18 protein-coding genes are annotated in these 18616 nt (G+C 32.6%); 11 read left to right on the top strand and 7 right to left on the bottom strand.

The genetic code is table 11. The features are described from left to right. The first annotated feature begins 124 nt into the window (after window positions 1-124). Window positions 125-1870: a M14 family metallopeptidase gene (locus Z054_RS0114370; RefSeq protein ID WP_024770754.1), complete on the top strand. Its 1746-nt coding sequence runs from the start codon at window positions 125-127 to the stop codon at window positions 1868-1870. A 21-nt stretch (window positions 1871-1891) separates the two neighbouring features. On the opposite strand, the gene Z054_RS0114375 is transcribed toward Z054_RS0114370, so the two are convergent. The 3 genes from Z054_RS0114375 to Z054_RS0114385 form a co-directional block, all read right to left on the bottom strand. After that, on the bottom strand, window positions 1892-3124 hold the full coding sequence (locus tag Z054_RS0114375) for a glycosyl hydrolase family 18 protein (RefSeq protein WP_024770755.1): 1233 nt from the start codon (window positions 3122-3124) through the stop codon (window positions 1892-1894). Window positions 3125-3226: 102 nt separating this feature from the next. Further along, the gene (gene lysM / locus Z054_RS0114380) at window positions 3227-3688 is read right to left on the bottom strand and encodes a peptidoglycan-binding protein LysM (RefSeq protein ID WP_024770756.1); all 462 of its coding nucleotides are present in this window, start codon (window positions 3686-3688) and stop codon (window positions 3227-3229) included. Window positions 3689-3755: 67 nt separating this feature from the next. Continuing rightward, on the bottom strand, window positions 3756-4364 hold the full coding sequence (locus Z054_RS0114385) for an NUDIX hydrolase (protein WP_024770757.1): 609 nt from the start codon (window positions 4362-4364) through the stop codon (window positions 3756-3758). 8 nt (window positions 4365-4372) lie between these two features. Between Z054_RS0114385 and pyrE the strand changes: the two genes are divergently transcribed. Further along, complete coding sequence (gene pyrE, locus Z054_RS0114390; RefSeq protein WP_024770758.1) at window positions 4373-5014, top strand: orotate phosphoribosyltransferase; 642 nt, start codon at window positions 4373-4375, stop codon at window positions 5012-5014. A 15-nt stretch (window positions 5015-5029) separates the two neighbouring features. After that, window positions 5030-5422: an SRPBCC family protein gene (locus Z054_RS0114395; protein ID WP_024770759.1), complete on the top strand. Its 393-nt coding sequence runs from the start codon at window positions 5030-5032 to the stop codon at window positions 5420-5422. On the opposite strand, the gene Z054_RS0114400 is transcribed toward Z054_RS0114395, so the two are convergent. Then, window positions 5423-6154 carry a biotin--[acetyl-CoA-carboxylase] ligase gene (locus tag Z054_RS0114400; protein WP_024770760.1) on the bottom strand — a complete coding sequence of 244 codons (732 nt, stop codon included), beginning with the start codon at window positions 6152-6154 and terminating at the stop codon, window positions 5423-5425. 89 nt (window positions 6155-6243) lie between these two features. Here Z054_RS0114400 and rsfS point away from each other — a divergent pair, with 89 nt between their 5' ends. The 6 genes from rsfS to Z054_RS0114430 all read left to right on the top strand — a co-directional run bounded on the left by rsfS (window position 6244) and on the right by Z054_RS0114430 (window position 11026). Then, window positions 6244-6615, top strand: coding sequence for a ribosome silencing factor (gene rsfS / locus Z054_RS0114405; protein ID WP_024770761.1), 372 nt, complete (start codon window positions 6244-6246; stop codon window positions 6613-6615). 13 nt (window positions 6616-6628) lie between these two features. Next, window positions 6629-8581 carry an ATP-dependent zinc metalloprotease FtsH gene (ftsH, locus tag Z054_RS0114410; protein ID WP_024770762.1) on the top strand — a complete coding sequence of 651 codons (1953 nt, stop codon included), beginning with the start codon at window positions 6629-6631 and terminating at the stop codon, window positions 8579-8581. Window positions 8582-8697: 116 nt separating this feature from the next. Beyond that, window positions 8698-9309 carry an LUD domain-containing protein gene (locus Z054_RS0114415; protein ID WP_024770763.1) on the top strand — a complete coding sequence of 204 codons (612 nt, stop codon included), beginning with the start codon at window positions 8698-8700 and terminating at the stop codon, window positions 9307-9309. Window position 9310: 1 nt separating this feature from the next. Next, complete coding sequence (locus tag Z054_RS0114420; RefSeq protein ID WP_024770764.1) at window positions 9311-10120, top strand: phosphatidate cytidylyltransferase; 810 nt, start codon at window positions 9311-9313, stop codon at window positions 10118-10120. Next, a complete protein-coding gene (locus Z054_RS0114425) occupies window positions 10110-10757 on the top strand; it encodes a phosphatidylserine decarboxylase family protein (RefSeq protein WP_024770765.1) in 648 nt (215 codons plus the stop codon). Before Z054_RS0114420 ends, Z054_RS0114425 begins: the two co-directional genes overlap by 11 nt. Window positions 10758-10759: 2 nt before the next feature. Next, complete coding sequence (locus Z054_RS0114430) at window positions 10760-11026, top strand: acyl-CoA-binding protein (RefSeq protein ID WP_024770766.1); 267 nt, start codon at window positions 10760-10762, stop codon at window positions 11024-11026. Window positions 11027-11090: 64 nt separating this feature from the next. Here Z054_RS0114430 and Z054_RS0114435 read toward each other — a convergent pair whose 3' ends face one another. Continuing rightward, complete coding sequence (locus Z054_RS0114435; protein WP_024770767.1) at window positions 11091-13724, bottom strand: valine--tRNA ligase; 2634 nt, start codon at window positions 13722-13724, stop codon at window positions 11091-11093. Window positions 13725-13980: 256 nt separating this feature from the next. Here Z054_RS0114435 and Z054_RS28580 point away from each other — a divergent pair, with 256 nt between their 5' ends. Then, window positions 13981-14385 carry a DUF1573 domain-containing protein gene (locus tag Z054_RS28580; RefSeq protein ID WP_035092068.1) on the top strand — a complete coding sequence of 135 codons (405 nt, stop codon included), beginning with the start codon at window positions 13981-13983 and terminating at the stop codon, window positions 14383-14385. A 58-nt stretch (window positions 14386-14443) separates the two neighbouring features. On the opposite strand, the gene Z054_RS0114445 is transcribed toward Z054_RS28580, so the two are convergent. After that, on the bottom strand, window positions 14444-15793 hold the full coding sequence (locus Z054_RS0114445; RefSeq protein WP_024770768.1) for an aspartyl protease family protein: 1350 nt from the start codon (window positions 15791-15793) through the stop codon (window positions 14444-14446). Window positions 15794-15872: 79 nt separating this feature from the next. Further along, window positions 15873-17219 carry an aspartyl protease family protein gene (locus Z054_RS0114450; RefSeq protein ID WP_084050370.1) on the bottom strand — a complete coding sequence of 449 codons (1347 nt, stop codon included), beginning with the start codon at window positions 17217-17219 and terminating at the stop codon, window positions 15873-15875. 137 nt (window positions 17220-17356) lie between these two features. Between Z054_RS0114450 and Z054_RS0114455 the strand changes: the two genes are divergently transcribed. Beyond that, window positions 17357-18550, top strand: a complete 1194-nt coding sequence (locus Z054_RS0114455) for a pyridoxal phosphate-dependent aminotransferase (protein WP_024770770.1) — start codon at window positions 17357-17359, stop codon at window positions 18548-18550. Window positions 18551-18616 lie beyond the last annotated feature (66 nt).

The raw sequence follows: 18616 nt of genomic DNA on the forward strand, positions 1-18616 counted from the left end.
ATTTTATAGCTCTACAAGTAAAACAAGGTTCTTATCTTATATCTCATAAAATTGTGCTAAATCCTTACACAGAATTTTAAAACTTGAAATCTTTAGTATATTTAGCCTCCTATATATAGTACAGATGCGAAAAATTACTCTCATTGTTAGCTTTCTAAGCATTATTTCTTGTAATACCACTGAAAAACAAAATTCTCAAAATTTTGATTTCACCACTACTTTTGAAAAAAGTAACGGAACCGAAACTCCTACATATTCAGAAGTTATTACATATTATAAAAATTTGGCAGAAACCTATTCCTCAATTCATATACAGGAAATCGGAATGACCGATAGTGGAAATCCACTACATATCGTGACATTAAACCCTGATGCTATTTTTGATTTTGAAAAAATAAGACAAACAAAACGTGTGCTTTTAATTAATAATGGAATTCATCCTGGTGAGAGTGATGGTATTGACGCGACAATGCTGTTATTTAGAGATATTGCTCAGGGTAAAATTAGTGTTCCTTCAACTACAGTTTTGGCTACCATTCCCGTATATAATATTGGTGGAGCCTTAAACCGAAATTCGGGAACGAGAACTAACCAGAATGGTCCTAAAGCATATGGTTTTAGAGGTAATGCACGTAATTACGATTTGAATCGGGATTTTATAAAAAACGACACCAAAAACGCACAGGCCTTTGCCAAAGTATTTCACTTAACAAAACCTGATGTTTTTATTGATAACCATGTAAGCAATGGCGCAGATTACCAATATACACTTACACATTTATTTACTCAGCATAATAAATTAGGTAACGAATTAGGAAATTATTTGCATAAAGAAATGCACCCACAACTAGAAGCATCGCTCCAAGCTAAAAAATGGGATATCACTCCTTATGTGAATGTATGGGGGACTACTCCCGAAAAAGGTTGGACTCAATTTATGGACTCTCCACGATATTCTACAGGATATACGACGCTTTGGAATACTCTGGGAATGATGGTAGAAACACATATGTTAAAACCTTACAAACCAAGAGTTGAAGGCACTTATGAGCTTATGAAATCTATGATTGAAATTACAGAAAAGGACGGTGCCAAAATTCGTTCAATACGAGAAAAAACCTTTGCCAAACAAGCCAAACAAGAAACATATCCAACACATTGGAAAGTTGATACTACCCAGGTCACTACTTTTAATTTTAAAGGGTATGAAGGAGAATTTATTGATAGCGAGATCACTGGAGCAAAACGACTAAAATACCACCAGAACAAGCCTTATACAAAAGAAGTAACTTATAAAAACTATTTTACCGCTACAACCAAAATTAGTATTCCGAAAGCCTATATTATCCCTCAGGGTCAGTGGAGAGTAGTTGAATTATTAACGCTTAATCAAGTAGAGTTTATGCACCTGGAAAAAGATTCTACAATTACTGCCGAAGTGTATCATATTAAAGATTATAAAACAAGAACATCACCTTATGAAGGGCATTATTTACACTACCGGGTTTCAATTAAAAAGAATACTGAGAAAATCACTCTAAAAAAAGGGGATATTATTGTTAAGACGGATCAAAAAGCATTTAGGTATCTTATGGAAACTTTAGAACCAGAAGCTCCGGATTCTTTCTTTAATTGGAATTTTTTTGATACTATTTTACAACAGAAAGAAGGGTTTTCTCCTTATGTATGGGAAGACAAAGCTGCAGAATTGTTAAGTAACAATAATGAGTTACGGATACAATTTCAAAATAAGAAAAAAGATACGGCTTTTGCTAATAATTGGTATGCGCAACTAGATTGGATACATAAACAATCAAATAATTATGAAAAGGCACATATGAGATATCCGATATATCGAATTTTGAAATAAAATATGAAAGGCTATTGTAGTCTATTGTTTTTGTCCAAATTTATTAGCCATGAGCTCCCATAATTCGGTATAACCATGATCATAGCCTAAAGCCCATATTCCTACTCCTGCTAGCTTTTTATGTTTAATCCAATCATATTTATAGGATAATGAAAGACTATCATCAAACCAAAGTTGTTTTGTCACTCCTTTTTCTTCATATATACCATACTGCGTAGAACTTAAGGTATCAAAACTAATTTTATATTTTTTTGTATCAAGTAATTCTCGAGTTGTGCTATACATATCGTGAGAAAGAAATTTTTCGGCTTTGCTTGGTATAGGAGTATCTTCTGTTTTCCATTTATCTCCATAATAGGGTAACCCTACTATTAGCTTACTTGGCTTAACACCCTCATTCATATAATAATCAACAGAAGACTCAACACTATGTATCCCCCATCGTTTACTGCTTTTTAAAGGAGAAACTGGTCCCGCATGTATACTAAATCCTCCATAATAATCATATCCCATTAGTGTATAAAAATCGATTGAAGAATCAATTGTTTTTATATCAAATATTTTATGATAATCAACTGAATATAAAGCTACTGAAACCATATAATCAGGATTCACCTTATGCAATCGATCTGATAATGTAACAATGAATTGATTAAATTCTTTTTTGTTTTTTGATGAAACTCCTTCAAAATCTATGTTTATACCATTTGCTTTTCTAAGGCCCAGCAACACACTTAAACTATCTGCAAGAGTTCTCTGGGCTTTTGGATTCTTTAAAAATTGAGCATTTCTTTTTTCACCAAAATTAGATACACTAAGAAATACTTTACAATTATTCACTTTTGCACTATCCACCATAGCGGTTGTTTTCCATTGATGAATATTATCATAGCTTCCTGTCTTAGCATTAACCATGTATGAAAAATATGAAACACCCCATAATAGTGAGAAATTATAACTTTTATAAGCAGATCCTTTAGAGAATATATGCCATCCAAAAGTTTTATAGTCTTTATGAATACTATATCTGGGTGCAGATTTAAAATGATGAGTCATATTATTTAGACTATCCCATTGTCCCTCTGTTGTAAAATTATAGTCAGAAAATTGTGTATAATGTGAATGATTAGGGCCCGTATATACTTTAGTAGAATCGAGATCACTAGAAATAGTTTTTTCTTTACTTTCTTTAGTATTACAGGCTGCCACAAAAAAAAGAATTAGAGAAAAAAGTGCGTATACATTAATTTTCATTTTGTTATCGAGTATCAAATTTTAAAACTAATTACTTATTATTATATAAAAAAGGGAGATATATTATCTCCCTTTTTCATTTTATACTATACCTGTATTATATTAACTCATTACAGGAATTCGTAATGTTTGTCCAGGGTAAATCTTATCAGGATGTTCCAACATTGGTTTGTTTGCTTCAAAAATAACGTTGTATTTCATAGGGTCTCCATAAACTTCCTTAGATATTTTTGAAAGTGTATCTCCGCTCTTAACCACATGAAATTTTGCTTCAGGCTCTGGATTAGTTACTGTAATATTATCTTCTACACAACCAATACAATCGATGTTACCCATTGCCAGAATAATCTTTTCTCTATCTGCATTAGTCTCTGTCTGCCCCGATACAGTTACCATTTCAGAAACAGAAACATCAAGACCAGAAACAGGTATCCCTAAGCGATCAATTTCGGCTTTTAATAAATCTGTCTTACTTTTTGGTGTTACTACTTCTTCTTTGACTGCTTCATCTTTAATACCGAATAGTTTTTTTCCCGCTCCCTTAATAAATGAAAATAAACCCATAATGTTTTGTTTTAGTTAGTAATTGATTAAGTAGTAAAAATATTTTTAATAAAATTAAAAAACAACATTATGACAAATAATCATGTGAAAATAATAGCTTAATATTCGAATAAGAATCCTGCAAAGCTTTTTTAGCTTTTTTAGTATTCTTCCACTTCGCTTTGGTAATTCCTTCGTTTTTTTGTGGTACTAACTCTCCTTCATAGTTGGTTTTCATCTCAAACCAATACGTAACCTTTAACCGAAACTCTCCATTTCTTTTAAAGATATGATAGCTTCGATATAAGAATTTGGTAATCTCTAATCCCGAAACCCCTGTCTCTTCCTCTACTTCTCTCATTGCAGCGGTTTCCATATCTTCCTTTTTTTCAACCTTACCCTTTGGCAAGTCCCATTTTCCATTACGGCGAATAAACAAGATTTCTTTATTCTCATTATATACCTTTCCTCCTCCAGCAACAACTACTGGCAATTTCGAATATAAATGTTCTATTAGTTTATCTTCTTTTTTATGATAGAGATGATATTTTGCTTCTTCATGTATTGCTTCCTTATCAAGAATATCTCTTATAATTACCGGAAAGCTAGCTTCTTTTATCGGGATCATTTCATAATCCTCAATCGACTTTTTTGTAGATAGAATAATAGGGGTATTATTCACAAAAACTTTATACATTTGCAACTATGATTTTTGATAAAGATACAGCAAAAAAAACTGCTGAACTACTACTGCAAATTAATGCAATTAAATTAAAACCGCAAGAACCATTTACTTGGGCATCTGGATGGAAATCTCCTATCTATTGTGATAATCGAATTACACTTTCTTATCCAGAAATTCGAAATTTCCTAAGTAAGCATCTTGCTGAGTTTATAGAAAAAGAGTATGGTAAACCCGATGTAATTGCTGGAGTTGCTACTGGTGCTATTGGTATAGGGATTCTCGTTGCAGAACAATTAGATCTTCCTTTTATTTATGTACGCCCCGAAGCAAAGAAGCACGGTAGAAAAAACCAAATTGAAGGTATCGTTCCAACCCATAAAAATGTTGTGGTTGTCGAAGATTTAATTAGCACAGGAAAAAGTAGTCTTAATGCTGTAAAAGCACTAAAAGAAGCTGATGCTAATGTAAAAGGAATGGTAGCTATATTTAATTATGGCTTTGATATTGCGATACAGAATTTTAAAGAAGCGGCATTGTCTTTGCACACGTTAAGTAATTATGAGAACCTTTTGGAACAGGCAGTTGATACTGAATATATTACAAAAGAACAACAACAAACATTACAAAGCTGGAAAACAAATCCTGCCGAGTGGAACATATAACAATTTGATAACATTATGAACTTAGAAAGCCCTACTGTTACTGTAAATAAAACGGCAGAAGATGTATTCGATTTTTTGACTAAGGTTGAAAACTTTGAGCAACTTATGCCAGAAAGCAAGCAAAAATTTGAAAAAATAAACGATTCCAGATTTCTTTTTCAATTAAAAGGAATGCCAGAATTAGTATTAGATCAAAAAGAAAATACGAGTCCAAGCCAAGTAGTTCTTGGAGCAGCAAGTGACAAGCTTCCTTTTACATTAACTGCTGATATTGTTGACTCTGGAGATGGAAAAAGCACAGCAAAACTTACTTTTGATGGTCAGTTTAATACTATGATGTCAATGATGATCAAAAATCCCATTCAGAATTTCATCAATACACTAATTGAAAATATTGGTAAACTATAATTAGTAAAGTAGTTTAATTTCTTTGAGATCAAAATCAGAGATAATTTCGTCTTCTATTAAAACTTGAAGTTTGCCTTCGTTGGTAATAGTTTGGATAATCCCAACAAAAGATTCACCCTCTGCATCTAAAAATGTTGAGGGTTTGTTTTTTCTAAAAAGTACTGCTTCGTATTCTTTTTTAAGTTTTACAAAACTAGAAACGCACAACTCAGAAAATCGTTTTTCTAATTGAATCAATAAGGATTGTAAAATTTCTTCAATGTTTAAATTATGACCTAAAACTTGTTTTAAAGACCCAGCTTGTGGTAGGTTATTAAACTCTGTCTGATTGATATTAATTCCAATCCCGATAATAGCTCCAATCATACTGCCATTCTTTACCACATTTTCTATCAAAATACCACACAATTTCTGTTTATCTGACAGAATGTCGTTAGGCCATTTTATAGATAATTTAGGAACTACAAGGCGCTTTAAAGTATCATAAACAGCCAACGATGTAGCTATAGAAACATAAAACTGATCCATTAGTGGTAACCCCTCAACAGGCATAAACACACTACACGTGAGGTTTTCTCCTGGATTGCTTTGCCAAGTTGTACCCATCTGCCCCTTACCCGACAGTTGCTTTCTTGCTATTACACAAACTGGAGCAGTAAAATGCTTTTCGCGATTCAGATCTCTTAGAAAAGTATTTGTCGAGTCAATGGCATCAACTTTGATTATATGCATGTATATGGTGTAAAAGTTTTACAAATGTCCGACTAATACAGACATTAAAATCATAAAAAGTAATAACTTTACACAAATTAAAAAAATGCATGACTAAAAAAGAAATCGGTAACGATCAATTAATTACTCAAATATTAAAAGGTATTGAAGAAGTAAAAGGTAAAGATATTAATATTTTAGATCTCAGAGATATCGAAAATACAGTATGTAACTACTTTGTAATCTGCAACGGAACTTCTAATACGCAAGTAAATGCAATTGTAAGCTCTATCCAAAAAACGGTAAGTAAAGAACTCAAAGACAAACCTTGGCATATAGAAGGTAGTGAAAATGCAGAATGGGTATTAATTGATTATGTTAATGTTGTTGTGCATGTTTTCCAAAAACACATCAGAGAATTCTATGACATAGAAGGACTTTGGGGGGATGCAAAAACTACAGTTATCGAAACAAATTATTAAAAGAAAACCGTAAATGGCGAAAGAAAATAAAAAAACAGAACCGAATAAAAAACCAAAGTTTAGTGCATATTGGATTTATGCAATTATTATCATTGGTTTTTTAGTATTGAATTTTATGGGTGGAAGTGGATTAGGATCTGCTCCCACTACTTCTCCTTCTGAATTTCAGGAGTTTTTAAGTAACGGAGAAGTAGAAAAAGTAGTGATTGTAAATCGCCGAAATGCTAAGGTATTTCTTACCGGTGAAGCTAAATCATTAGATAAACATCAAAAAAACAAAAGCAAATCTTTATTACCAGCAAGTCCAAATGATCCTGACTATCAATTTGAATTTGGTGACTTACAGAATTTTGAAAATAAAATTGCTACAATAAAAAAAGAGAATGGATTATCAACCCAGGTAAATTACGATACCGAAAGTAATGTCTGGGGAGAAATTTTTATTACTCTCTTACCATTCGCACTAATAATCGGAGTATGGATATTCATCATGCGAAGAATGAGTGGTGGTTCTGGTGGCGGTGCCGGAGGGCAAATATTTAATATCGGAAAATCTAAGGCTAAGCTTTTTGATCAAAATACTGAAGTTAAAGTTTCTTTTGAAAATGTAGCTGGATTAGAAGGTGCCAAAGAAGAAGTACAAGAAATTGTAGATTTTCTAAAAAATCCAGAAAAATACACCTCTTTAGGAGGTAAAATTCCTAAAGGAGCTTTACTAGTAGGACCTCCTGGAACCGGTAAAACTTTATTAGCAAAAGCAGTAGCTGGTGAAGCAAAAGTGCCATTCTTTTCTTTATCTGGATCAGATTTTGTAGAAATGTTTGTGGGTGTTGGAGCTTCTCGTGTTCGGGATCTATTTAAACAAGCAAAAGAGAAATCTCCTGCTATTATTTTTATTGATGAAATTGATGCTGTAGGTAGAGCCAGAGGTAAAAGTAATTTTTCGGGATCTAATGACGAAAGAGAAAACACACTAAATCAGCTACTTACAGAAATGGACGGTTTTGGCACAAACACTAATGTAATTGTTATTGCAGCTACCAACCGCGCAGATGTACTTGATAAAGCATTACTACGTGCTGGTCGTTTTGATCGCCAGATATATGTAGATCTCCCGGATATTCGTGAGCGTAAAGAGATATTTGATGTTCATTTAAAGCCGTTAAAGAAAGTTGAAAATGAATTAGATACCGAATTCATGGCAAAACAAACTCCAGGATTCTCTGGTGCTGATATTGCAAATGTATGTAACGAAGCTGCTTTGATTGCTGCAAGAAAAGGAAATAAAGCAGTAGGGAAACAAGATTTTCTTGACGCAGTAGATAGAATTGTTGGAGGATTAGAGAAAAAGAATAAAATTATTACCCCTGATGAAAAACGAGCTATCGCTTTTCATGAAGCAGGTCATGCAACTGTAAGTTGGATGTTAGAACATGCTGCTCCACTGGTAAAAGTTACTATTGTACCCAGAGGGCAATCTTTAGGTGCTGCTTGGTATTTACCAGAAGAAAGGCTAATTGTACGACCAAATCAAATGCTTGATGAAATGTGTGCTGCTTTAGGAGGTCGTGCTGCAGAAAAAGTTATATTTAATGAAATTTCTACAGGTGCTCTAAGTGACTTAGAAAAAGTAACTAAGCAAGCAAGAGCTATGGTTACAGTATATGGATTAAATGAGAAAGTAGGAAACCTTACCTATTACGATTCTTCGGGACAAAGTGAATATAATTTCACAAAACCATATAGTGAACAAACCAGTGAGCTTATTGATAAAGAAATTTCGAATATAATTGAAGAGCAGTATCAACGTGCAATTAAATTATTAGAAAAGAATAAAGACAAACTAACAGAATTAGCTGAAGTCTTATTAGAAAAAGAAGTAATTTTTAAAGATAACTTAGAGAAAATTTTTGGCGAAAGACCATTCGGCAAAAAAGAAGAAGAAATCATTAAAGAACCTTCTTAAAGATATTATTTTTACTTGTAAATTGAAAAATCTTAACCTAACGGAATATTAGGTTAAGATTTTTTTTATCTTTGGAGGTAATGTAAAACCGTAATTTCCCAATCTTAATCTAAAAAATGAGTCTATTTAGAAGAATATTTTCCTCAAAATCTAAATCAGACCAGAAGAGCAAGGAACGTCACTTAGATGATCGCAGTAAATATATGCCAGAAATCGATTTACCGATTGATGAAAGCTTTATGATAAATTTCAAAAGAAACGGTGGTAAGTTTCTTTATTGTGATGATGAAAATGAAGTTTCTGATTCTTTTGATAAGATTCTTTTGGAAAATGATTGGTATGAGAAAGATGTATGTTGTTTTGATATTGCTTTGGAACATAAATTCTCTGATTTCAATCTAAATTATGTTAAAAACTTTTCTGCCTCTTTCTTTTTTGCTACTTGTGAATATTTAATTGCAGATAACGGATCTATATTAGTGTCTTCAAACCAACTTAGAGAGAAAAAACTCACCGAACTTCCTGACAATTTTGTGATTTTAGCAGCTACCAGTCAGCTAGTTAAAAATATCGGCGAAGGATTGAAAGGCATAAAAAATAAAAACAAAAATTCTATTCCTTCTAACATTACTACAATTAAAGATTTTGAACCGCAAAAAGAAAAGGATTTCTTAAGCTATGGAAATAGTTCAAAAAATTTATATTTGCTGCTGCTGGAAGATTTATAATATGAAGGAACTGCTTACAAGATCTTTATCGGGGCTTTTATATGTCTCTATTTTACTATTATCAATATGTATCAATAGATATACTTTTATTGGGATATTTTTGGTTTTTGGAGTAATCACGATATATGAATTTCAAAAACTAGTCCATCTTAGAAATAAAAGATTGTATGTAATATTCATTATCCTCTTAGCGGTGTTAAACATATTTCAGGATAAACTTTATTTTTATCTAGTACTTCCTATTTTGGCCCTTACTATTATTACAGAATTGTTTTTAGTAAAAGATTTAGTTACGATTCGTATTATCCCAATGTTCGAGAAACGAAAATATCGTACCAGTATTTTTTATCTAATCACATCTATTGTGTTTTTAACTCTTGTGCCGTATTATACAGGAGAATATCAACCTTCTATTATTGCAGGAGCATTTTTAATCACTTGGGTTAATGATACTTTTGCATATTTGGTTGGGAAAAACTTTGGTAAGCGCAAACTATTAGAACGAATATCTCCAAAAAAGACTATTGAAGGATTCATTGGAGGGTTTATTTTCTCTATACTAGCAGGATATTTAATGGCCATATTCTCTGACACTTTATCAATAAACATTTGGTTGATTATAAGCATAATTATGAGTATTTTTGGAACGCTGGGAGATTTAATCCAATCTAAGTTCAAAAGACAGGCTGGAGTTAAAGACAGTGGTACTATAATGCCAGGCCATGGTGGCATATATGACAGATTAGATAGTGTTATATTTGCCAGCCCATTTTTATATGCATTTTTACAAATATTAAAGCATGTTTCATAAAGAAGGATATAAAATAATATCAGTAGCACTTGTATTATTTCTAGGCATTAATTTGGCCTCTTACGTAGCTATTCAGGTAGACGAATGGCAAATTGCTATATTTTCGGTCACATTAGTATTTCTGATTTTGATTTTACAGTTTTTCAGAAACCCTAAAAGAAACACAACAGTTAGTGATAGTACTGTGGTGGCACCCGTTGATGGAAAAGTAGTAGTTATCGAAGAAGTATACGAAAAAGAACATTTTAAAGATAATCGTTTACAGGTATCAATTTTTATGTCTCCGGTAAATGTTCATGTAACAAGACACCCTATAAACGGAAAAGTTACTTTTAGCAAATATCATCCTGGTAAATACCTTGTAGCTTGGCATCCAAAAGCCTCTGAAGAAAATGAAAGAACTACCGTTGTTGTAAAAAACAATAGCATAGAAGTACTTTATCGACAAATAGCAGGAGCTCTTGCAAAAAGAATTGTAAATTATGCTAAAGAAGGAGAAAAGGTAACTCAGGGCTCTGATAGTGGTTTCATTAAATTTGGATCCAGAGTAGACGTATATTTGCCTATAGGAACCGAAGTAAGTGTTACTTTAAACCAAAAAGTAAAAGGAGGAGAAAGTGTTATTGCCAATCTTTAATCATGACCGAAGAAGAATTAAATATTGCCTTCGATAACGCATATAAGCGTGCCTGCAATACTAAAATACAATTGCCACCCGATGTTATGCTTCATTTCTATGCATATTACAAAAGAGCAACGCATACAGAAGGTTTTTTCACTCCTTCAGGGGATAGCGAACTTAGAAATGCATTTAAACTAAATGCATTTTTTCAAGCAAAAAATCTTACCCCAAAAGAAGCCAAAGAAAAATATATCGAATTGGTAAATAAATATATAACCGATTAATAAAAAGGCCTTGATTTATATAAATCAAGGCCTTTTTATTAATTATTATACTACCTAATTACATCTAATTGCTCAAACTCTTAAGGCTTGACTTTATAGTAGCAATTTTAGCTTCGGCATCAGCTTGTTTCTTCTTTTCGTTAGCAATAACCTGGTCTGGTGCATTATTTACAAAACGTTCATTTTGTAATTTTTTCTGAACAGATTTCAAGAAACCTTCTGTATACGATAGTTCATCAGTTAATTTCTTAATTTCTTCTTCTACATTGATCGCTCCAGAAACCGGAATGAAATACTCATTAGATTTCACTCTAAAAGAAAGTGCTCCTTCAACCTTAGCATCTACATAGTTTAATGCCGACAAGTTTCCGAGCTTACTAATTACCGTATCAAAAGAGGCGCTATTATTTTCACTATTTAATACAGATAATTCGATAGTTTCTTTAAACGCTATATTTTTCTCTTTTCGTATTGTTCTAATTCCAGAAACTACTTCTGCCGCAATCTCGAATTCTGCAATCAAATTTTCATCAACTGCTTGTGGTTCTGGCCAACTGGCAATGATCAATGCTTCTTCTGGTGTTCTATCTGTGATCTGTTGCCATATTTCTTCAGAAATAAAAGGTACAAAAGGGTGTAAAACCTTTAAATTATCTTCTAAAATTTTGATTACCTCCTGGTATGTTTTACCATCAATGGGACTCCCATATGCAGGTTTAACCATTTCTAATAACCAACTACAGAAATCATCCCACACCAACTTATACGTAGTCATCAAAGCATCGCTAATACGATATTTTGCATAACTATCTTCGAGTTCCAAGAGTGTTTTCTGAAATTTTGAGGTATACCATGCTATCGCCATAGCAGAAGATTCTGGTTGATCTATAGTAGCATCAATCTCCCACCCTAGAATAAGTCTAGAGGCATTAAATATTTTATTAACAAAGGCACTACCCTGCTTACACAAGTCTTCATCAAACATTAAATCATTCCCTGCAGGAGAACTTAGTAACATTCCTACCCTAATACCATCTGCTCCATATTGATCTATTAAGTCCAAAGGATTTGGAGAGTTACCTAAAGATTTAGACATTTTACGGCGTTGCTTATCCCTTACAATACCTGTAAGATATACATTAGTAAAAGGTTTTTCTCCTCGATACTCATATCCAGCAATAATCATACGCGCTACCCAAAAGAATAAGATTTCTGGTGCAGTAACCAGGTCATTAGTTGGATAATAGTAATTGATCTCTTTATTATCTGGTTCTAAAATACCGTTAAAAACACTCATAGGCCATAACCAAGAAGAAAACCAGGTATCCAAAGCATCAGGATCCTGAGTAAGATCTGCATTGGTCAACTCGGTATTTCCTGTCTTTTCTTTAGCCAAAACCAAAGCCTCTTCTCTACTTTCTGCTACTACAAAATCTTCTTTGCCATCCCCATAGAAATATGCCGGTATTTGGTGCCCCCACCATAACTGGCGTGAAATGTTCCAATCTCTAACATTTTCCATCCAGTACCGATAGGTATTTATAAATTTTTCGGGAACCAGGTTTACCTCTTTATCTAAAACAGCATCTAATGCTGGCTGAGCAAGGTCTTTCATTTTTAAGAACCACTGATCACTTAATTTTGGTTCGATCACAGCTTTGGTACGCTCACTAGTCCCTACTTTATTAAGATGTGTTTCAGTTTTTGCAAGTACTCCAATACGCTCAAGTTCCTTTACAATCTCTTTACGAACCACAAAACGATCTTTTCCTTCATACTGCAATCCATAAGAATTCAATGTAGCATCATCATTAAAGATATCTATAACTTCTAGATTATGCCTATCTCCCAAAGTCTTATCGTTAAGATCATGAGCAGGTGTCACTTTAAGACACCCTGTACCAAACTCCATATCCACATATTCATCTTCGATTATAGGTATAATGCGGTTAGCGATAGGCACAATAGCTTTTTTACCCTTAAGATGTGTAAATCGATCATCATTTGGATTAATACATATTGCAGTGTCTCCCATAATTGTCTCTGGTCGAGTGGTTGCAATAGTTAGTGTATCTTCTGTTCCTTCTATTTTATAGTTCAGGTAATATAAATTCCCTTGTTTTTCTTCATAAATAACCTCTTCATCAGATAAAGTAGTCTTAGCCTGGGGATCCCAATTTACCATTCTATAGCCACGATAAATCAATCCTTTATTATAAAGATCTACAAAAACCTTAATTACAGACGAAGACAAGTTGTCATCCATTGTAAAAGCAGTACGCTCCCAATCACAAGATGCTCCTAATTTTTTTAATTGCTCCAGGATAATGCCACCATGTTTATGGGTCCACTCCCAGGCATGTTCTAAAAACTCTTCTCGGGTAAGATCGTTTTTATCAACTCCTTCTTCTTTTAACTTAGCAACGACTTTAGCCTCTGTTGCTATTGATGCATGATCAGTTCCCGGTACCCAGCATGCATTATACCCCTTTAGACGGGCTCTACGGATTAATACATCCTGAATTGTATTGTTAAGCATATGTCCCATATGCAAAACACCAGTAACATTTGGCGGCGGAATGACAATAGTATACGCTTCTCTTTCATCAACCTCTGAATGAAAATAGTTATTTTCCATCCAGTAGGCATACCACTTTTCTTCTACCGATTTTGCATCATATTTTCCTGCTAAAGACATACTTTGGTCTAATTTTTGAGTTTAGAAGTGCAAAAGTACTTATTAAAGTATGAAGTACGAAGTTAGAAATATGAAAATTTAAAAAAAACCGAGTAATGAAATTAAATAATGCACCTATAAAAATATAATAGTTTATAGCCTGCATTATATTAAAATTTCTAACCTCACACCTCTAGCTTTTGACCTTTTACTTTTAGGCTTCATTTTGCAGTTGAATAAAAAGTAAGTACTTTTACGTTTAATAAAAACCTACATCATGAAAAAAATAATGATAATTTTATTTATTGGTGTTCTTGGCACAACCTTAAATGCACAAGACACTAATAAAGCACAAATAAAATTTAAATCCGAAGTTGTTGATTATGGCGAAATCGCCAAAGGCAGTGACGGTGTACGCAAATTTGAATTTACAAATACAGGAAATGCTCCTTTAGTCATCTCCAGAGTATATTCAAGCTGTGGATGCACTATTCCTAAAAAACCAGAGCAACCAATTGCCCCAGGAGAATCTGGTGTTATCGAAGTTAAATATGATACCAAAAGAGTGGGACCAATTCGCAAAACTATCACAGTAACATCCAACGCAGGAGATACTCCTACAATGGCTATAAAAATTAAAGGAACTGTACTTGATAAAAGTGTTTTAGAAAAGAAAAACTAAGCACTTATACAATAAATAGCAACAAAAAAGGGTACTCCAGAGTATCCTTTTTTTGTTTTTAAATTACTTTTTTAAGAGAGAAATTGTAGATTATTTCTATCCCTAATCGCTCTATTTTCATCTTGATTTTCCTTCCCTCTTCAAAATAAAACATATCATTTAGATCAGAAAGTTTATACCTATATGCATTTCTACCATTTACTTGTAAAATAACATCTCCTTTTCTTAGGCCAACAAGATCGGCTGGCGAATTGGGTCTAACATCTAAAATTTCATACTTAGGCTGAAGAATAAAGTTATTTGTGAGCTCAATCGTTTTTTGGTTTATTAATTTATTTAACCCTAAATACACTCTATCTTCTTCTTTATAATTTCTTACTGCTGTAAAACCAGTATGCTGAATAGTAAGCCCGCTCATGTTATAATGAAAAGGTTTATTAAAAAAGGCATTCTTTTTAAAAGATATTTTCTTGCGAGTATAATCTAAAATAAGATTAAATCTTCTTAAGACATTTCCTCCTAAAGACCCTTGCCTATTATTTAAAGATATTCCTTGTATATATATAGAATCCGGAAATGAAGCTGTTACCTCCTTCATTTTAAAATCACCAATATGAAGTTCTTTAATCTTAGTTTTTTCTCCATATATATCTCCGCTAAAACCTTTACCCAAAAAATCTCTAAAGGAATTATCACCAGCATATATTCCTTTTTCTTTATTCTCAAATAACCATAACGAAGAGCCAGACCCCGAATCTAATAAAAGATTAATATCAATCAATCCATTAGCAGATTCATATTGAGCTGTAATAAATGGTCTTTTCTTTTTTTCTCTAAAATCAATTTTAGTTTGATAACATTTTTTGCACTTTTTATATGTATACGATCCTGGATTATACATTTTTATGTACTGTTTTGCATAATTAATGTCCAAAACAAAATTTTTAATAAAATCATGACCTATAATGCCATGTACAGGAAATCCCATTCTGGGAGAAAAGTTAATTGATTCATCTAAAACCAGGTAAATCTTATGATTAGTGCTAACCGCATCACCTATCCTTACCTCATTATTGATTGATTTTATGGCTTCTACCGGTTTATTGTCACCTAACCCTCTAAGGTAAATTTTCGAAGCATTCTTAAGCTCTAAGGAACTTTTATTATCTACACTAAAAATAATTGTTGATCCAACACCAGTATCTAAAATAAAGGAAAGTTCGACACCATTTACAATAACAGGAACTACAATAAGGTTATTTGCCAATTCAAATCTAATCTTATCACTTTTTTTCCCAATAGGCAACTGGAAGCTTTCTTGAGCAAAAAGAGCGGCATTAAAGATCAGAAATAGTACTAAAATCTTACTTTTAAGAAAATGACAAAAATCTAGTAGAAATACCTTCATTACTCTAAATATAAAAAATATAGTTGAAAAACCTACAAACTAAATAAGGATTTACAAATTCAAATAAGTTATTCTTTAATTAGATTATCTTTTTCAGATAGAATTCGCACTTTATTTCTACTCCCAATCGTTCTATTTTTATCTTAATTTTTTTACCTTCTTCAGAAGAAAACAGGTTATTAAGATCCGAGAGTTTATATCTATACGCATTTTTCCCATTCACCTGCAAAATAACATCTCCTTTTTTTAAACCTGCAAGATCTGCCGGTGAACCAAGTCTAATATTAGAAATCTCATATTTAGGCTTAAGTACAAAATTATTTGAAACCACTAACCTTTGTTCACTTACCATATTATCTACTCCCAGATAAGCTTCATTTTTTTCTACATAAGCTTCTTTTTTTATACCACTAACATTGTAATCATTTACAGCTGTATAACCTCTATGCTGAATAGTAAGCCCACTCATGTTGTAATAAAAAGGCTTATTATAGAAGTTATTCTTTTTAAAAGATATTTTCTGACGAGAATAATCTATAATAAGGTTAAATCTATGTAAAATATCACCTCCCAACGATCCTTCTCTATCATCGAGAGACATTCTCTGTATATAAATAGAATCTGGAAAAGAAGCTTTTACTTCTTTCAATATAAAATCACCAACATGAAACTCTTTGATTTTAGTTTTTTGGCCGTATACATTTCCGCTAAACCCTTTACCCAAAAAATCCCTAAACGAGTTTCTTGTTACTCTAATACCTTTTTTTACATCTTCAAACAACCAGAGAGAAGATCCAGAACCCGAATCCAGCAAAAGATTAACATCAATCAATTTTTCTTCAGATAGATATTTTGCAATTACAAATGGTTTTTTATTTTCATCTCTTAGATCAAGCTTAGCACGATAGCACTTTCTACATTTTTTATAAGCATAAGATTCTGGCCTATAAACTTTTATAAATTCTTTTGTATAATTAATATCAAAGACAAAATCTTTAAAAAAATCATAGCCAATAACCCCATGTATGACAGTTCCCATTCTAGGTGAAAAATTAATAGATTTATCCAAAACCTGATAAATGGTATGATTAATACTTAACGCTTCTCCAATCGTCATCACATTATTAACAGATCGTATTGCTTCTACCGGGTCATCATTACCCAATCCTCTAAGCTGAATCTTTGAAATATTTTTATGTTTCAAAGAAATTGTATCATCAACACTAAAAACAATTGTAGACCCAATACCAGTATCCAGGATAAAAGAAAGTTTAGCGCCATTTACAACAACAGGAATAACAATAAGGTTATTTATTAATTGGAATTTAACCTTAGTGTTGTTTTTTCTAAAAGGTAATCTGAAATCATTTTGCGCATGAAGAACAAAATTGAAAAGCAAAAGTATCATTAAAAGTCTACCTCTCATAAAAGAAAAAAATTAAGTCACAGAAGCTTGATCGCATTAAATATAAAAAAATAGCTAAAAAATAGTATCAAGTATGCCCCAATTTCTTAAAATATTTAAGAAATTTACCGCTATTTTATTTTTTTAAATCAGATCAGATGCCAATAATATCGCATAAAGGTAGAGCTATGCCCGAATCACCAATTCGAAAATTAGTTCCTTTTGCAGAAAAAGCTACAAAAGAAGGTAAACATATTTACCGTCTAAATATCGGTCAACCAGATATAAAAACACCGATTGAAGCCATGGATGCCGTACGAAACCATAAATTAGAAATTCTAGCTTATAGTCACTCTGCCGGATTTGAAAGTTTTAGAAATAAATTAGCTGGCTATTATGCAAAACATGATATTAATGTGTCCTCTGATGATATCTTAATCACTACCGGGGGCAGCGAAGCATTAATTTTTACCATGGGTAGTATTACAGACCCTGGTGATGAAATTATAGTTCCAGAACCTTTTTATGCAAATTATTATAGTTTTTCGACGCAATCTACTATTAAAGTAGTTCCTGTTATTTCTAAAATAGAAACTGGATTCGCCTTGCCGTCTATTGCAGAGTTCGAAAAATTAATTACAAAAAAAACCAAAGCTATACTAATTTGTAATCCTGGTAATCCAACGGGCTACCTTTACAGCAAAGAAGAAATAAAACAATTAGCAGAACTTGCTATCAAATATGACTTATTTTTGATCTCTGATGAGGTGTATCGAGAATTCGTATATGACGATTCAGAACATTACTCGATATTACAAGAAAAAGGTCTTGATGAACATGCCATTATTGTAGACTCTGTCTCTAAACGATATAGCATGTGTGGGGCACGTATAGGATGTATGATAAGTAAAAACAAAAGTGTAATGGAAACTGCTATGAAATTTGCACAAGCACGGCTAAGCCCTCCTACCCTTGCACAAATTGCTAGTGAAGCAGCATTAGAAGCTCCAGAATCATACTATACAGAAACTGTTGCAAAATATAAAGCCAGAAGAGATACCCTGGTAGCTGGTCTTAAAGAAATCCCAGGAGTAAAAGTAGGAATTCCTAAAGGTGCTTTTTACTGTATTGCAGAATTACCAATCGAAGATGCTGATCACTTTGCACAATGGCTTCTGGATGAATTTGACTTAGATAAGCAAACTATTATGGTGGCGCCAGCCTCTGGGTTTTATTCGGGTCCTGACAAAGGAAAAAACCAAGTACGAATAGCATATGTTCTAAATAGAAGAGATCTTAAAAAGGCAATTGAAATATTAAAAATAGCCCTTGAAAAATATAATGATCGATGAAACTAACATTAAAAAATGTCAAGTATATTTTCCTAAAAGGAAATGTTTAAAATTTTTAATGAGAGA

The sequence above is a fragment of the Aquimarina macrocephali JAMB N27 genome (assembly GCF_000520995.1).
In the GTDB taxonomy this organism is placed as follows: Bacteria; Bacteroidota; Bacteroidia; order Flavobacteriales; family Flavobacteriaceae; genus Aquimarina; species Aquimarina macrocephali.

What these genes read in the sequence shown, in the direction of transcription:
- lysM (WP_024770756.1), bottom strand. Translation starts at nt 3,688, where the DNA reads ATGGGTTTATTTTCATTTATTAAGGGAGCGGGAAAAAAACTATTCGGT.
- Z054_RS0114430 (WP_024770766.1), top strand. Translation starts at nt 10,760, where the DNA reads ATGACCGAAGAAGAATTAAATATTGCCTTCGATAACGCATATAAGCGT.
- Z054_RS0114395 (WP_024770759.1), top strand. Translation starts at nt 5,030, where the DNA reads ATGAACTTAGAAAGCCCTACTGTTACTGTAAATAAAACGGCAGAAGAT.
- Z054_RS0114370 (WP_024770754.1), top strand. Translation starts at nt 125, where the DNA reads ATGCGAAAAATTACTCTCATTGTTAGCTTTCTAAGCATTATTTCTTGT.
- Z054_RS0114455 (WP_024770770.1), top strand. Translation starts at nt 17,357, where the DNA reads ATGCCAATAATATCGCATAAAGGTAGAGCTATGCCCGAATCACCAATT.
- Z054_RS0114435 (WP_024770767.1), bottom strand. Translation starts at nt 13,724, where the DNA reads ATGTCTTTAGCAGGAAAATATGATGCAAAATCGGTAGAAGAAAAGTGG.
- Z054_RS0114415 (WP_024770763.1), top strand. Translation starts at nt 8,698, where the DNA reads ATGAGTCTATTTAGAAGAATATTTTCCTCAAAATCTAAATCAGACCAG.
- Z054_RS0114425 (WP_024770765.1), top strand. Translation starts at nt 10,110, where the DNA reads ATGTTTCATAAAGAAGGATATAAAATAATATCAGTAGCACTTGTATTA.
- Z054_RS0114375 (WP_024770755.1), bottom strand. Translation starts at nt 3,124, where the DNA reads ATGAAAATTAATGTATACGCACTTTTTTCTCTAATTCTTTTTTTTGTG.
- Z054_RS28580 (WP_035092068.1), top strand. Translation starts at nt 13,981, where the DNA reads ATGAAAAAAATAATGATAATTTTATTTATTGGTGTTCTTGGCACAACC.
- Z054_RS0114445 (WP_024770768.1), bottom strand. Translation starts at nt 15,793, where the DNA reads ATGAAGGTATTTCTACTAGATTTTTGTCATTTTCTTAAAAGTAAGATT.
- Z054_RS0114400 (WP_024770760.1), bottom strand. Translation starts at nt 6,154, where the DNA reads ATGCATATAATCAAAGTTGATGCCATTGACTCGACAAATACTTTTCTA.
- Z054_RS0114420 (WP_024770764.1), top strand. Translation starts at nt 9,311, where the DNA reads ATGAAGGAACTGCTTACAAGATCTTTATCGGGGCTTTTATATGTCTCT.
- rsfS (WP_024770761.1), top strand. Translation starts at nt 6,244, where the DNA reads ATGACTAAAAAAGAAATCGGTAACGATCAATTAATTACTCAAATATTA.
- Z054_RS0114385 (WP_024770757.1), bottom strand. Translation starts at nt 4,364, where the DNA reads ATGTATAAAGTTTTTGTGAATAATACCCCTATTATTCTATCTACAAAA.
- Z054_RS0114450 (WP_084050370.1), bottom strand. Translation starts at nt 17,219, where the DNA reads ATGAGAGGTAGACTTTTAATGATACTTTTGCTTTTCAATTTTGTTCTT.
- pyrE (WP_024770758.1), top strand. Translation starts at nt 4,373, where the DNA reads ATGATTTTTGATAAAGATACAGCAAAAAAAACTGCTGAACTACTACTG.
- ftsH (WP_024770762.1), top strand. Translation starts at nt 6,629, where the DNA reads ATGGCGAAAGAAAATAAAAAAACAGAACCGAATAAAAAACCAAAGTTT.